Source organism: Psychrosphaera sp. HA2-10 (assembly GCF_055693745.1).
Map to the genome: position 1 here is coordinate 619,395 of NZ_CM146341.1, position 15,149 is coordinate 634,543.

General features: G+C 41.3%; 11 protein-coding genes, 1 tRNA gene and 2 rRNA genes. 11 read left to right on the forward strand and 3 right to left on the reverse strand.

Annotation, left to right across the window (positions count from 1 at the left end):
* Positions 1–116: 116 nt before the first annotated feature.
* Together ACZ1GV_RS02875 and rrf are read left to right on the forward strand one after the other, a co-directional pair.
* A 23S ribosomal RNA gene (locus ACZ1GV_RS02875) occupies positions 117–2,995 on the forward strand.
* A 152-nt stretch (positions 2,996–3,147) separates the two neighbouring features.
* Positions 3,148–3,262, forward strand: a 5S ribosomal RNA gene (rrf, locus tag ACZ1GV_RS02880).
* 224 nt (positions 3,263–3,486) lie between these two features.
* On the opposite strand, the gene ACZ1GV_RS02885 is transcribed toward rrf, so the two are convergent.
* From ACZ1GV_RS02885 to yhbY, 3 genes are all read right to left on the reverse strand, one after another.
* Positions 3,487–4,788, reverse strand: coding sequence for a GAF domain-containing sensor histidine kinase (locus tag ACZ1GV_RS02885; protein ID WP_472675146.1), 1,302 nt, complete (start codon positions 4,786–4,788; stop codon positions 3,487–3,489).
* 1 nt (position 4,789) lies between these two features.
* On the reverse strand, positions 4,790–6,331 hold the full coding sequence (locus ACZ1GV_RS02890; protein WP_472675147.1) for an HD domain-containing phosphohydrolase: 1,542 nt from the start codon (positions 6,329–6,331) through the stop codon (positions 4,790–4,792).
* Positions 6,332–6,549: 218 nt separating this feature from the next.
* Positions 6,550–6,849, reverse strand: coding sequence for a ribosome assembly RNA-binding protein YhbY (gene yhbY / locus ACZ1GV_RS02895; RefSeq protein WP_210560083.1), 300 nt, complete (start codon positions 6,847–6,849; stop codon positions 6,550–6,552).
* Positions 6,850–6,935: 86 nt separating this feature from the next.
* On the opposite strand from yhbY, the gene rlmE reads away from it, so the two are divergent.
* The 9 genes from rlmE to ACZ1GV_RS02940 all read left to right on the forward strand — a co-directional run bounded on the left by rlmE (position 6,936) and on the right by ACZ1GV_RS02940 (position 15,135).
* On the forward strand, positions 6,936–7,565 hold the full coding sequence (rlmE, locus tag ACZ1GV_RS02900) for a 23S rRNA (uridine(2552)-2'-O)-methyltransferase RlmE (protein WP_472675148.1): 630 nt from the start codon (positions 6,936–6,938) through the stop codon (positions 7,563–7,565).
* A gap of 43 nt (positions 7,566–7,608) precedes the next feature.
* Positions 7,609–9,537 (forward strand): ATP-dependent zinc metalloprotease FtsH, encoded by a 1,929-nt coding sequence (gene ftsH / locus ACZ1GV_RS02905; protein WP_472675149.1) that lies wholly within the window; start codon positions 7,609–7,611, stop codon positions 9,535–9,537.
* Positions 9,538–9,620: 83 nt separating this feature from the next.
* Positions 9,621–10,445 (forward strand): dihydropteroate synthase, encoded by an 825-nt coding sequence (gene folP, locus ACZ1GV_RS02910; protein ID WP_472675150.1) that lies wholly within the window; start codon positions 9,621–9,623, stop codon positions 10,443–10,445.
* Positions 10,438–11,772, forward strand: a complete 1,335-nt coding sequence (gene glmM / locus ACZ1GV_RS02915; RefSeq protein ID WP_472675151.1) for a phosphoglucosamine mutase — start codon at positions 10,438–10,440, stop codon at positions 11,770–11,772. Before folP ends, glmM begins: the two co-directional genes overlap by 8 nt.
* 67 nt (positions 11,773–11,839) lie before the next feature.
* Positions 11,840–12,577, forward strand: a complete 738-nt coding sequence (gene tpiA, locus ACZ1GV_RS02920) for a triose-phosphate isomerase (protein WP_210560078.1) — start codon at positions 11,840–11,842, stop codon at positions 12,575–12,577.
* A gap of 9 nt (positions 12,578–12,586) precedes the next feature.
* Positions 12,587–12,955, forward strand: a complete 369-nt coding sequence (gene secG, locus ACZ1GV_RS02925) for a preprotein translocase subunit SecG (protein WP_472675152.1) — start codon at positions 12,587–12,589, stop codon at positions 12,953–12,955.
* 20 nt (positions 12,956–12,975) lie between these two features.
* A tRNA-Leu gene (locus ACZ1GV_RS02930) sits at positions 12,976–13,062 on the forward strand.
* A gap of 188 nt (positions 13,063–13,250) precedes the next feature.
* The gene (yegD, locus tag ACZ1GV_RS02935) at positions 13,251–14,609 is read left to right on the forward strand and encodes a molecular chaperone (protein ID WP_472675153.1); all 1,359 of its coding nucleotides are present in this window, start codon (positions 13,251–13,253) and stop codon (positions 14,607–14,609) included.
* A gap of 16 nt (positions 14,610–14,625) precedes the next feature.
* Entirely contained in the window at positions 14,626–15,135 is a 510-nt protein-coding gene (locus tag ACZ1GV_RS02940) for a M48 family metallopeptidase (protein WP_472675154.1), read from the forward strand.
* Positions 15,136–15,149 lie beyond the last annotated feature (14 nt).

A 15,149-nucleotide genomic window follows, 5' to 3' on the forward strand; every position in this document is an offset into this window, starting at 1 on the left:
GTAAGAGAAAACTCAAGCGTTATTTATGTCAGGTTCTTGACCTTATACAAGTCAAGTAACCAATAAATATGACACATAAACTACGACTGAATTTGCGAGAGCATTTAAGGTTGTATGGTTAAGTGAATAAGCGTATACGGTGGATGCCTTGGCAATTGGAGGCGATGAAGGACGTGTTAATCTGCGATAAGTCTGGTTAAGGTGATAAAAACCGTTATAAACCAGAATTTCCGAATGGGGAAACCCACCCTTTTTAGGGTATCGTATAGTGAATACATAGCTATGCGAAGCGAACCCGGAGAACTGAAACATCTAAGTACCCGGAGGAAAAGAAATCAACCGAGATTTCCTAAGTAGCGGCGAGCGAACGGGAAACAGCCGAATCAGCATGGTTTAGTGGAATGCTCTGGAAAGTGCAACGATAGTGGGTGATAGTCCCGTACACGACAAGCCATGTTGGACATATTAAGTAGGTCGGGGCACGAGAAACCTTGACTGAAGATAGGGGGACCATCCTCTAAGGCTAAATACTCCCAATTGACCGATAGTGAACCAGTACCGTGAGGGAAAGGCGAAAAGAACCCCTGTGAGGGGAGTGAAATAGAACCTGAAACCGTATACGTACAAGCAGTAGGAGCAGACTTGTTCTGTGACTGCGTACCTTTTGTATAATGGGTCAACGACTTATATTTTGTAGCAAGGTTAACCGAATAGGGGAGCCGTAGGGAAACCGAGTCTTAACTGGGCGAATAAGTTGCAAGGTATAGACCCGAAACCCGGTGATCTAGCCATGGGCAGGTTGAAGGTTGAGTAACATCAACTGGAGGACCGAACCCACTAACGTTGAAAAGTTAGGGGATGACCTGTGGCTAGGAGTGAAAGGCTAATCAAACCGGGAGATAGCTGGTTCTCCCCGAAATCTATTTAGGTAGAGCCTCGGACGAATACTTACGGGGGTAGAGCACTGTTTGGGCTAGGGGGCCATCCCGGCTTACCAACCCCATGCAAACTCCGAATACCGTAAAGTAATATCCGGGAGACACACGGCGGGTGCTAACGTTCGTCGTGGAGAGGGAAACAACCCAGACCGCCAGCTAAGGTCCCAAAGTTTATGCTAAGTGGGAAACGATGTGGGAAGGCTTAGACAGCTAGGAGGTTGGCTTAGAAGCAGCCACCCTTTAAAGAAAGCGTAATAGCTCACTAGTCGAGTCGGCCTGCGCGGAAGATGTAACGGGGCTAAGCATAACACCGAAGCTGCGGTAGCGAATTTATTCGCTAGGTAGGGGAGCGTTCTGTAAGTGGCTGAAGGTGCATTGAGAAGTGTGCTGGACATATCAGAAGTGCGAATGTTGACATGAGTAACGATAATGGGGGTGAAAAACCCCCACGCCGAAAGACCAAGGGTTCCTATCCCATGCTAATCAGGGTAGGGTAAGTCGGCCCCTAAGGCGAGGCAGAAATGCGTAGTCGATGGGAAACAGATTAATATTTCTGTACTTTTAATCATTGCGATGGGGGGACGGAGAAGGCTAGGTGAGCACGGCGATGGTTGTCCGTGTGAAAGTATGTAGGTAGGCTGCTTAGGTAAATCCGGGCGGCTAATACTGAGATACGAGACGAGTCACTAAGGTGATGAAGTCATTGATGCCATACTTCCAGGAAAAGCCTCTAAGCTTCAGATGATTAAGAACCGTACCCCAAACCGACACAGGTGGTCAGGTAGAGAATACTAAGGCGCTTGAGAGAACTCGGGTGAAGGAACTAGGCAAAATGGTACCGTAACTTCGGGAGAAGGTACGCCCACATTAGGTGAAGGCACTTGCTGTCGGAGCTGAAGTGGGTCGCAGTGACCTGGTGGCTGCAACTGTTTATTAAAAACACAGCACTCTGCTAAATCGAAAGATGACGTATAGGGTGTGACACCTGCCCGGTGCCGGAAGGTTAATTGATTGGGTTATCGCAAGAGAAGCTCATGATCGAAGCCCCGGTAAACGGCGGCCGTAACTATAACGGTCCTAAGGTAGCGAAATTCCTTGTCGGGTAAGTTCCGACCTGCACGAATGGTGTAATGATGGCCACGCTGTCTCCACCCGAGACTCAGTGAAATTGAAATCGCAGTGAAGATGCTGTGTACCCGCGGCTAGACGGAAAGACCCCGTGAACCTTTACTACAGCTTGACACTGAACATTGAGCCTACATGTGTAGGATAGGTGGGAGGCTATGAAACTTGGACGCCAGTTCAGGTGGAGCCATCCTTGAAATACCACCCTTGTATGTTTGATGTTCTAACATTGGCCCCTTATCGGGGTTGTGGACAGTGTCTGGTGGGTAGTTTGACTGGGGCGGTCTCCTCCCAAAGAGTAACGGAGGAGCACGAAGGTTTGCTAAGTACGGTCGGACATCGTACGGTTAGTGTAATGGTAGAAGCAAGCTTAACTGCGAGACAGACACGTCGAGCAGGTACGAAAGTAGGTCATAGTGATCCGGTGGCTCTGTATGGAAGGGCCATCGCTCAACGGATAAAAGGTACTCCGGGGATAACAGGCTGATACCGCCCAAGAGTTCATATCGACGGCGGTGTTTGGCACCTCGATGTCGGCTCATCACATCCTGGGGCTGAAGTCGGTCCCAAGGGTATGGCTGTTCGCCATTTAAAGTGGTACGCGAGCTGGGTTTAGAACGTCGTGAGACAGTTCGGTCCCTATCTGCCGTGGGCGTTGGATGATTGAGAGGGGCTGCTCCTAGTACGAGAGGACCGGAGTGGACGAACCGCTGGTGTTCGGGTTGTCATGCCAATGGCATTGCCCGGTAGCTACGTTCGGAATCGATAACCGCTGAAAGCATCTAAGCGGGAAGCGAGCCTCGAGATGAGTCATCCCTGACAGTTTAACTGTCCTAAAGGGTCGTTGAAGACTACAACGTTGATAGGTAAGGTGTGGAAGTGCTGTGAGGCATTAAGCTAACTTATACTAATTGCCCGTGAGGCTTAACCATACAACGCTTAAGTGTTCTTGAGCACTGATGGTCAAAATTATTAAAACAATATTACCTTATTTTAAAGTACTGCTGATGCGGTGCTGGCTTTCTAATTGTTAAGACAATTTAAGTAAGCGGTGTTTATTAAACATCGATTACAAACAGCTTTGCCTGGTGGCAATAGCGCTGTGGAACCACCTGACTCCATTTCGAACTCAGAAGTGAAACGCAGCTGCGGCGATGGTAGTGTAGCATTTGCTATGCGAGAGTAGCTCACCGCCAGGCTCCCAATTGAATAATCCCATAACCGAAAGGTTGTGGGATTTTTTTCGTTTAGAATTCCTTAAAACCATCAAGGTGGCCGCTCCTGGGCATCCTGCCTGCGCGGCACTTGAGCATCCTGCTCTGCGCCGGGGTTTTTATTGCCTCAAATTTATACCCAACCACCACGATTCACTGCTTCGTCGCGGTTTATTTCGTTTAGAATTCCCTAAAACCATCAAGGCGGCCTAGCTTGGGAAAGTAATAGTGAATTGAGTTCCTTTAGCTTTATGGCTTTCGAGTACAACGCTTCCGTGTAATGACGTTGCTACTATATTAAAGATAATATGACCTCCCAAACCACTTCCGCCACTACCTCGTTTTGTTGTGTAAAAAGGATCAAAGAATTTCTTTTTTTGTTCTTTATCCATTCCTTTGCCATTATCACTGTATATAAATTCGAGGTTGCCTTTCTTCTTAGATACTTTAATTTCTATTGTTCCACTTTCTATATCTTCAAAACCATGGATTAGAGAGTTTGTAATAAGATTTGTAAATAACTGAGATATTGCGCCAGGGTGTGTAAGACTATCGATGTCGTCTGCGCAATCAATGACGATTTTATGCTTTGTCTTTCGGATAATTGGATGTAGGGAATGGATAATTTCTTCAAGATAGGTCTTGATGTTAATAACTCGTTTGCTTTCAGACGATTGGTCTACTGCAATTTGTTTGAAGCTAGAAATTAACGTGGCAGCACGATTTACGTTACTTTTTATGATTTCACAAGTCTCGCCTACGTCGTCAACAAAATTATTAAATTGTTTTTCGGTAACCGTACCCGCATCGACTGCCATTCTGAATCTAACATGTTCCTCTAGCAAGTTTGAAATACCTGTAACGCAGATACCTAGCGGTGTATTAATTTCATGTGCAACTCCCGCGACTAAACCGCCGAGTGATGCCATTTTGTCTTTTTGAAGAATTTCGGCTCTTAAAAGCTTTTCTTCTTCTACAATCTTTTTCTGCTTAACTAAAATATTTATATTTGAGCCAACAAATGTTAATACTTCTAAGTCGCGCTCTGAATAAACGTATTCAGATGTGTAACTTTGCACAATAATCAAACCAATAACCGTTCCATCGTCAACAATAGGAACGCCTATCCAGCTTTTACACATAGTGCCGTAGATACGATCGATCTCACCTTTGTCTTGTAGCTCAATTATTTGTTGTTCATTTAATCTAATCGGAGCTTGTCTTTTTATTGCGTATGCGGATAGGCCTCTGCCAATATCTATTTTTTTGCCATAGAACGTATTACCGTCTTTTTCATCTACAAAATACGTAATATTCATAATATGAGACTCTGAATCAATTTCAGCAATCGCAATATTTTTAGCAAATACTACTTCACTTATGATCGCATGTAATTTTTTATATAATTCAGATAATTTATATCGCTCTGTAATTAGTGCAGATATTTTAATTAAAGCATGAATTATTTGTTTATCAGAAACGGAAGATGGAATTGTATCTATTGTCTCCATTTTAAGTTCCTTCTATCTCAGTTAGACTTTCATTCGCGGTAATAAGCTCATCAATGGATTCAAAAAAAGCGTCAACGACAATCGGATCAAAGTGCTTTCCTTTTTGATTTTCTATTAACTTTAATACGTCATCTAAAGTCCAAGCTGGTTTATAGCAACGTTTATGTAGCAACGCATCGAAGACATCGGCGACAGCTACTATCCTTGAGAATATATGAATTTCGTCACCTTTTAAGCCTAGCGGATAACCACTACCGTCATATTTTTCATGATGTTGATAAGCTATAGTTGCCGCAGCGTTTATAATGGGAAGGTCTGATCCTCCTAGTATCTCAAAACCAATATGCGCATGCTGTTTCATTATCTCGAATTCAGATACTTCCAATTTACCGGGTTTTAATAGAATGCTATCGGGCGTGGCTATTTTACCTATGTCATGCATTGGGGTCGCTAACTCTAAAATCTCACAATCATAACTTGGTAAACCTAATCGTTTAGCTATGATCCCAGAAAATAATGACATTCTTCGTATATGATTGCCTGATTCTTTTGATCTAGATTCAACTGCATTGCCTAGTCTATTTATAACTTCTGCTTGTGTCCGCTGAACTTCACTTTTCATCATGAGGTTATCAAAAGCAATCCCCGCACTTCTGCAAAACATCTGAAGTAATTGAATATCTAATTCTTCAATATGATCAATATCAACACCTTTAAGATAAATTAAGCTTTCTTGTGTGGATAATGAAGGGAGGTAGGCTATGAATATATCATCTTCAAAAACGGACTCTTTAAGCTTTATTGCAGTATTCATTAAGCGCTTTACAACATCATCTAGGTGTTTATCGACATTCGTTCCTATCTGCGTAATCACTTTATAGTCACTGTTATCATAAATAGTGCCGCCAGCATTCGTTATTTTGATTAATGCACCTTGCTGCTCAAATCTCAAAATAGACAACACTTGCTGCAGGAGACCTTGAAAAAAGCTAGTTAATTTTTGCTCTTCCATTACGTGTGCTGTAGCTTCAATTACTTTCTTTAATCCTTCTTTAAACAGTTGTTCATGTTGTCTTGAACTTTCTATTTCAATAAGATCTCTATATCCCCTTAGGGCGCAAGTAACAGCAGTAAACAGCCGTCTTCTGTCTAACTCTGTTTTTTGTTTATAATCGTTAATGTCATAGTCCATTATCACCTGTTCTTCAGGGGCTTGTCCTGGCTGACCTGTTCGTAAAATAATTCTAGTTAAATTATTCTTTTGTTGTAGGCGTAACCATTTTACAAACTGAAGTCCGGCGTCGTCCGTTTCCATTACTACATCTAAAAATATTAAGCCGATGTGTGCGTGGGTAGACATAATGTCTTTCGCTTCTTTAGCACTATAAGCACTAATAAATTCGATTTCCTTACCTTCAAATGTATATCGTTTTAACGCTAGCTTGGTAATGGAATGAATATCCGGCTCGTCGTCAACAATTAAAACCTTCCAAAAGCCTGATGAGTCATTAGATTCGAACTTATTTAAAAAACTTAAGGTCATAGTACGTCTTTAATTTAGACTAAGGTTCTTTAAATATAGACCTATTTTCTGAACGAGGTACGCGAATATTGTATTGAAATTCGAATCTAAAATTTGATATGAATAGAAAATAAGAAAGAGTTTGTGGAATAGAGTAAAGGACAATAAATGGGCATAAAAAAACCGATAGTTTAGATTACTACCGGCTTTGAATGCTATAAGCTTGATTTATTCAGGCGTTACTTTGCTTTAGGAAGCACAATTTTTGGCTCTTTAGCTTGCTTGTATAATACTAAAGTTTTACCTATTAGCTGCACTTTAACGGCTTTGCTCTCACGAACAATAGCGTCTACATATAAGTTCAACTCTTCACGATCTTCGGCTGGTACTTTTACTTTAATAAGTTCGTGAATTTCTAGAGAGTTTTCTATTTCAGCTAAAACACCTTCGGTGAAACCGTTAGCACCAAGTTGAACAACAGGCTTTAGTGAATGAGCTTCACCACGTAAAAATTGGATTTGTTTATTAGTTAATTTCATCTAGTCTCAAATTTAACAATGATAATTACTTGAATTAACGATATTCTACCCCACCTTAAGCTTATTACCAATTTATAAACATACTTATGGCAAAAGATAAACGTTCGGCTAGCAGTAAACGCTGGTTAGAAGAGCACGTAAATGACAAGTACGTAAAAGAAGCTAATAAACGTGGACTGCGATCACGTGCCTACTTCAAAATAGAAGAGCTTCAAAAAAAAGACAAGTTAATGAAGCCTGGTGATACAGTGGTGGATTTAGGTGCAGCACCTGGAGGTTGGTCCCAATATGCGGCCGACTTTATAGGTGACTCAGGAACTTTAATTGCTTGTGACATTTTGCCTATGGACCCGATAGTAGGCGTTGACTTTTTACAAGGCGATTTTAGAGAAGAAAGTGTTCTAAATGCATTACTTGAACGTATTGATGGACGAACAGTAGACCTTGTAATGTCAGACATGGCTCCTAATTTAAGTGGCAACGATGCAATTGATCAGTCTGGTTCGATGTATCTTGTTGAGTTAGCGTTAGATATGTGTAATCAAGTGTTAGGTAAAGACGGCAAGTTTGTTGTTAAAGTTTTTCAAGGTGAAGGTTTTGATCAGTTTGTTAAAGATATTCGGGCTGCATTTAAAACAGTAAAAGTTAGAAAACCGGATTCGTCCCGAGCAAGGTCTCGAGAGGTGTACGTAGTAGCGACAGGTTACAAACTGTAGTAATCTTCAATTAATTAATTAATAACAGGAAGAGGTTATTCCTTTGAGTGATATGGCTAAAAATTTAATAATTTGGTTAGTAGTTGCCGTCGCGTTGATGTCAGTGTTTAACAACATTACACCGAGCGAGTCTGCTGGGGGCGCCGAAAACTACACCCAATTCATAAAGGATGTTCGTCAAGGACAAATTCGTGAAGTAAAAATATCAGATCGTCAAATAAAAGGCATAAAGCGTAGCGGAGACAAATTCGAAACGTTAATCCCAACTGCTTATGACAAAGACTTGTTGAACGACCTTATTGAAAACGATGTTCGAATCATAGGTGTTCCGCCAGAAGAGCCATCATTGTTTACGTCTATACTGATTTCTTGGTTCCCAATGCTACTTTTAATAGGCGTTTGGATATTCTTTATGCGACAAATGCAGGGCGGCGGTGGCAAAGGCGCTATGTCGTTTGGTAAGAGTAAAGCTCGTTTAATGGGTGAAGATCAGATTAAAACAACATTTAAAGATGTTGCAGGTTGTGATGAAGCCAAAGAAGAAGTTCAAGAGTTAGTCGACTATTTAAAAGATCCTTCTAAGTTCCAAAAATTAGGCGGAAAGATACCGAAAGGCGTCTTAATGGTTGGACAGCCTGGTACCGGTAAAACCTTACTTGCTAAGGCCGTTGCTGGTGAAGCGAAAGTACCGTTTTTCGCAATATCGGGTTCTGATTTTGTCGAGATGTTTGTTGGTGTAGGTGCATCTCGCGTACGAGATATGTTCGAGCAAGCTAAAAAGGCTGCACCTTGTATTATATTCATTGATGAAATCGATGCTGTAGGTCGTCAACGTGGCGCTGGTATGGGCGGTGGTCATGATGAAAGAGAGCAAACGCTTAACCAGATGCTTGTTGAAATGGATGGGTTTGAAGGGAACGAGGGTATAATCGTTATTGCGGCAACTAACCGTCCTGACGTATTAGATCCAGCGTTACTGCGCCCAGGTCGTTTTGACCGTCAAGTTGTTGTTGGTTTACCAGACGTACGTGGCCGTGAACAAATCTTAAATGTTCATATGCGTAAGGTTCCACTTGGTAATGATGTTGAACCTGCATTAATAGCCCGAGGAACACCTGGTTTTTCTGGTGCAGACTTAGCTAACTTAGTCAACGAAGCTGCGTTGTTCGCAGCGCGAAGCAATAAACGCTTAGTTGATATGACCGACTTTGAGAAAGCAAAAGACAAAATCATGATGGGTGCTGAACGTAAAACCATGGTTATGGATGATGCAGAAAAAGAAATGACTGCATATCACGAAGCCGGCCATGCAATTGTTGGTCGTATGGTTCCAGAACATGACCCAGTTTATAAAGTGAGTATTATTCCTCGTGGACGTGCGCTAGGTGTGACGATGTACTTGCCTGAAAAGGATCGTTTTAGTCACTCGAAACAACACCTTGAGAGTAACATTTCTAGTCTTTACGGTGGTCGTCTTGCTGAACAAATTATTTACGGAGATGAAAAAGTATCTACCGGCGCGTCAAATGATATTGAAAGAGCGACAGATTTAGCGTCAAAAATGGTTACACAATGGGGCCTGTCGGATAAACTAGGACCGTTGTTGTATGCAGAAGAAGAAGGTGAAATATTCATGGGCAGAAGCTCAGCGAAACATAAGAATATTTCAGACGAAACCGCGCGTCTAATTGACAAAGAAGTGCGTGCAATAATTGATAAAAATTATGATAGAGCGCGTCAAATTCTTCTGGATAATATGGATATTCTTCACTCGATGAAAGATGCATTAATGAAGTATGAAACCATTGATGCGAAACAAATCGACGACCTAATGGCCCGTAGAGAAGTACGTGAACCAGCGGGTTGGAGTGATAAAGGCGACAAGCCAAGTAACTCAGATGAAACGAAATCGGAAGACAAAAAGTCTGAAGAAGGTGCGTCATCCAACACTGAGCAACCAAAAGACGCTTAAGTTAGTTCTAGTTTGAAAAGGCTCCTTTAAGGGGCCTTTTTTGATTTATTGGTATGTAAACAATCTATTTAGAGACCAGAATTATGTCAGTATTAGACGTAACTTCAAGCCCCGTCATTATGGGCGTGTTAAATGTAACACCAGATTCTTTTTCCGATGGTGGGCGTTTTAATTCAATTGATAGAGCAGTTAAGCAAGCCGAACAAATGTTAATGGCAGGCGCAGGCATAATAGATATTGGTGGCGAATCTACCCGCCCGGGAGCACCTAAAGTTGATGTTCAAACTGAACTTGCTCGAGTTATACCCGTTATAAAAAAGCTCAAGTCTGAATTCAATTGTAAAATATCGTTAGATACCTCAAAAGCAGAGGTAATGTCAGAGGGTTTAACGGCAGGCATTGACGTTATTAATGACGTTTGTGCTCTCAGTCAGCCCGGCACTATGGAGGTAGTAGCACAATCGGATGTTCCAATTTGTTTAATGCACATGCAGGGCACGCCACAAACTATGCAAAACAAGCCCACATATCGAGACTTAATCTCGGACATAAAAATATTCTTTGATGAAAAAATCAGAGAATGTGGCGATGCAGGCATTGAAAAGAGCAGGTTATGGCTTGATCCTGGTTTCGGTTTTGGTAAAACATTAGCCGATAATTATCAGCTTCTAAATGATCTTGATCAATTTGTTACATATAAATTGCCCATACTGGCTGGTTTATCAAGAAAATCCATGATTGGTAATTTATTAAATGTAGAAACAAATGATAGAATGTTGGGAAGCGTAATCGCTGCCACATTAGCCCTGACAAAAGGCGCTAATGTTCTTCGAGTTCACGACGTTGCAGAAACTCAACAGGCAGTAACTATATACAATGCAATGAGCAAAGGAATTATTAATGAGTAAAAAGTATTTCGGTACAGACGGTATTCGAGGCTTAGTAGGTCAAGGCGCAATCACTCCAGAGTTTGCGTTAAAATTAGGTTGGGCTGCAGGCAAAGTTTTTGCTAGCAACGGTAATCGCAAAGTACTCATTGGGAAGGACACCCGTATTTCAGGTTATATGTTGGAAACCGCCTTAGAATCTGGACTAATTGCTGCTGGTGTCGATGTTGGTTTGTTAGGCCCTATGCCAACGCCTGCTATCTCTTATTTAACACAAACATTCCGCGCAGACGCAGGGATTGTTATTAGTGCATCACATAACCCTTATTACGATAACGGAATAAAGTTTTTCTCAGCAGAGGGAACTAAATTACCAGACGACGTAGAACATGAAATTGAAAGCATGTTAGAGCAACCTTTAACGTGTGTTGAGTCGGAAAAATTGGGTAAAGCATTCAGAATAAATGATGCTGCTGGCCGCTACATAGAATTCTGTAAAAGTCGCTTCTCAGAAGATTCATTAAAAGGCATGAAAGTAGTTGTCGATACAGCCAATGGTGCAACGTATCATATTGCACCGAATGTATTTAGAGAACTTGGCGCTGAAGTAATTTCGATCTTTGCCGAGCCAAACGGATTAAATATTAACGATCATTGTGGTGCAACTCATACAGATGCCTTAAGACAAGCTGTAATCCAGCATAACGCTGACGTAGGCATTGCATTAGATGGTGATGGTGACCGACTTATCATGGTTGACGAGAACGGTATTGAAGTTGATGGCGACGAACTTGTATTCATCCTCGCCCGTCAAGCATTGAAAAAAGGCGAATTAAAAGGCGGTGTTGTTGGTACATTGATGTCTAATTTAGGTTTAGAGGTTGCGCTGAAAAAGCTCAGCATTCCTTTTAAACGCGCTAATGTCGGCGACCGTTACGTTATGCAATTACTCAAAGAAAACGGTTGGACTATCGGTGGTGAGTCGTCTGGTCATGTAATTAATTTAGACCATATCCCTACGGGCGATGGCACAATCTCCGCAGTCCAAATATTAGCGGCGATTGTTGATACTGGTATGACATTGTCAGAACTAAAATCAGGAATGGAAAAATACCCACAAAAACTTATCAATGTTCGAACTGGTATTAATAAATACCCATTGGAAGTTGAAGAAGTTAAGCTTGCAATACAAGCAGCTGAGGTAGAACTTGGCGATGAAGGTCGCATATTAATACGTAAATCTGGAACCGAGCCGCTAATAAGAGTGATGACTGAAGGTAAAGATGCGAAATTAATAAAAGAAGTTGCACAAAAAGTCGCCGATAAAGTCGCCGCTCATGCAGAATAACGAATCCATTACTTGTACTTTTGGCGCAGTTTGTTAATATCTCGCCGCTTAAATAAAGGAGAGGCTAATGGCCATTCGATTACCGCTTGTTGTAGCGAATTGGAAGCTTAATGGCGACCGCCAATTGTTAACAGATATGGTTAGCAGTATCCAACAATTAGATGCTGATAGTGTAGAGACAGTAATATGTCCTCCGTTTGTCTATCTTTCTGAAGATACACAAGGCGTTAAAAAAGGCGCTCAAACGATTTCCGTTCATGACTCTGGTGCTTACACCGGCGAAATTTCTGGAAGAATGTTGAGGGATGTTGGCTGTCAGTATGTTATTGTAGGTCACTCAGAGCGTCGCTCTTTATTTGGTGAAACAAATGATGTCGTTGCGAAGAAAGTTTTAGCAACACTTGCTGCCGGACTTATACCAATTATTTGTGTTGGTGAAACAGACGAGCAAAGAGAAAATGGTGAAACAACAGCCGTTATAACTGAACAAGTTAAATCAGCTATTGACGCATTACCAAATTACTCTGATAGTGTTGTTTTTGCTTATGAGCCTGTATGGGCTATAGGCACAGGTAAAACAGCTAGTGGCGAACAGGCTGAAGAAGTTCACGCAATGATTCGTAAAACATTAGCGGGATATAGCCAAGAATTAGCAGACTTAACGCGCATTTTATATGGTGGTAGCGTTAAGGCAGAAAATAGTGAAGAATTGTTTTCCAAGGAAAACATCGACGGCGGCCTAATCGGTGGCGCGAGTTTAGATGTGGAAGCGTTCACAAACATTTGTAAAAACGCAGTAGCTTAAGGTAAAAGCATGTACGAGATTTTAATAGTAGTATATTTGATCATAGCGATCGCTCTAGTTGGATTAATTTTAATTCAACAAGGTAAAGGCGCTGATATGGGTGCATCATTCGGTGCCGGTGCGTCAGCAACATTATTTGGTTCAAGCGGTTCTGGTAACTTCTTAACAAAAACCACAACATTTTTAGCGACAGCATTTTTTATCCTAAGTATCTTCTTAGGAAGCATGACAGCAAATTCTGTTAAGCAAGAAGATGAGTTTAGTGACCTTTCTGTACCTACAGAAACAGCGCCAGCTGCACAGTCAGAATTACCTGCAGAAATTCCTGTCGGTGATGCGCCTAAAACAGACGGTTCGGACGAAGTTCCTGTAAACTAACTGTAACGCATAATAATTTAGCGGTTGTGCTGAAATTGGTAGACAGGCAGCGTTGAGGTCGCTGTGTTCGAAAGGACGTGAGGGTTCAAGTCCCTCCAACCGCACCATTATTAGGTTCATGTAGAACCACAAAGAGTCAGAATAGCTAGGTAAAATCAGCGTTCTGGCTTTTTTTATGTCCAATGAAAATTAATTACGGACAATGACGCTATCTGCACGACAAACTAAAGGTGAAAGTAAGTTAGATATCCTGTAGAATCCGCGCCCTTTATTTTCAAAGTGAGTAGCAGTTTTAATGATAGGTTTTGACTACGGGACATCGAATTGCGCGGTTGCGACCATGCATAATGGGCGACCGGAAATGTTAACATTGGGCGATCATGGGAAGTTCATGGCGTCGTCGCTATATGCTCCTAGTCGTGACGTTATCGCGAACTGGTTACATAAAAATATCAATGCTGCTCATCAACAAACCTTCTTAGACTCACGCAGATACCTCATATCAAAAGGGCAAGAAGCTCTAGAAGATCTTCGTTATGACGGTATAGCTGAACATTTATCTTTTGGTAAACAGGCTTTGGCAAGGTATTTAGAAGACCCAAGTGAAGGTTATTATATAAAGTCACCTAAATCATTTTTAGGTACGAGCGGGCTGTTACCTCAACAAATTGTATTTTTTGAACATATTGTTGCCTCTATGATGGCGCATGTAAAAAATTTAGTAGAAAAGCAATTAGAACGCGAGGTAACAAAAGTAGTCATTGGTAGACCAATAAACTTCCAAGGACGAAATAGTGAACAAAGTAACAAACAAGCTATCGACGTTCTCACAAATGCTGCTAGACATGTTGGCTATAAAGATATTGAATTTCAATTTGAGCCTGTAGCGGCTGGTTTCGAATACGAAGCAAGCCTAACCAAAGAAACGCGAGTATTAGTCGTCGACATAGGCGGTGGTACAACGGACTGCTCTATGTTGCTTATGGGGCCAGAACTAAAGAGTAAAACTGACCGAAGCGATGCATTATTAGGACATAGTGGTTTAAGAGTTGGTGGTAATGATTTTGATATCCAGTTAGCGCTCAAAGGCGTCATGCCTAATTTAGGTATGAACGGAAAGTTGAAGTCTGGCAAGCCGATGCCAGTTAACAGCTACTTTAAAGCGGTTGCAATTAATGATGTTAATGCACAAACTGACTTTTATAGTGACAGTAATGGACGATTTTTAAAGCAATTGATGCGAGACTCGGAACAACCAGAAATATTATCTAGATTCCTCAAAGCGTACGATGAAAAACTTAGCTATCAGCTAGTGAACAGCGCTGAACAAGCAAAAATTGCCCTAACAGATGCTTCAAATGTTAATATTGACCTAAGTTACCTAACACCTTCTTTAGTGCAAAATGTAGATCGTGAATTGTTTCTAACCGCATCTGAAAATCAATTAAACAGTATTGCTACACTTATGACTGATGCTGTTGAGCAAGGTGGCGTTGAGCCCGACGTAATATTTGTAACCGGCGGTACAGCTAAATCTCCTGTTATTAATGACTTTATTAAATCGAAGTTTAATAATAAACCTGTGGTCATTGGTGATCATTTTGGTAGTGTCACTGCAGGTTTAAGTCGCTGGGCTGAAACCATTTTTAGCTGATAGGAATACATTAAACTTGACTAGTAACACGCTTAAATACATCAGCCACTATCCACCGTCGATCATTACGTCGGTGGAACGCTTGATTAGCGAACAAAATTTAACTGCGTACCTACGAAATAAGTATCCAAAAGTACATTCGTTCAAAAATGATAAATTGTTGCGAGACTACGTGTTAGATAAAAAGTCTCAACACTTAAAAAAAAGTCTTCCTGTTAGCAAAGTCGAATACGACAACAAGTTACACGTTGTTAAAAACGCCCTTGGTACACACACGAGTATCGCTCGCGTGCAGGGAAATAAATTAAAACGTAAATATGAAATACGAATTAGTTCTATATTTAAAAATGCACCAGAACCATTTTTAGCTATGATAGTGGTTCATGAACTTGCACATTTTAAAGAAGCAGAACACAACAAAGCGTTCTATAAGCTTTGCGAATATATGTTGCCGGATTATCATCAACTTGAGTTAGATGTCCGCCTTTTCCTCACTCACTTAGAGTTGATAGGTGATATTTATTAATTTACAAAGGGTTC

Coding starts and splice junctions, on each gene's coding strand:
- ACZ1GV_RS02885 (WP_472675146.1), bottom strand. CDS start 4,788: ATGGAGACAATAGATACAATTCCATCTTCCGTTTCTGATAAACAAATA.
- ACZ1GV_RS02890 (WP_472675147.1), bottom strand. CDS start 6,331: ATGACCTTAAGTTTTTTAAATAAGTTCGAATCTAATGACTCATCAGGC.
- yhbY (WP_210560083.1), bottom strand. CDS start 6,849: ATGAAATTAACTAATAAACAAATCCAATTTTTACGTGGTGAAGCTCAT.
- rlmE (WP_472675148.1), top strand. CDS start 6,936: ATGGCAAAAGATAAACGTTCGGCTAGCAGTAAACGCTGGTTAGAAGAG.
- folP (WP_472675150.1), top strand. CDS start 9,621: ATGTCAGTATTAGACGTAACTTCAAGCCCCGTCATTATGGGCGTGTTA.
- glmM (WP_472675151.1), top strand. CDS start 10,438: ATGAGTAAAAAGTATTTCGGTACAGACGGTATTCGAGGCTTAGTAGGT.
- tpiA (WP_210560078.1), top strand. CDS start 11,840: ATGGCCATTCGATTACCGCTTGTTGTAGCGAATTGGAAGCTTAATGGC.
- secG (WP_472675152.1), top strand. CDS start 12,587: ATGTACGAGATTTTAATAGTAGTATATTTGATCATAGCGATCGCTCTA.
- yegD (WP_472675153.1), top strand. CDS start 13,251: ATGATAGGTTTTGACTACGGGACATCGAATTGCGCGGTTGCGACCATG.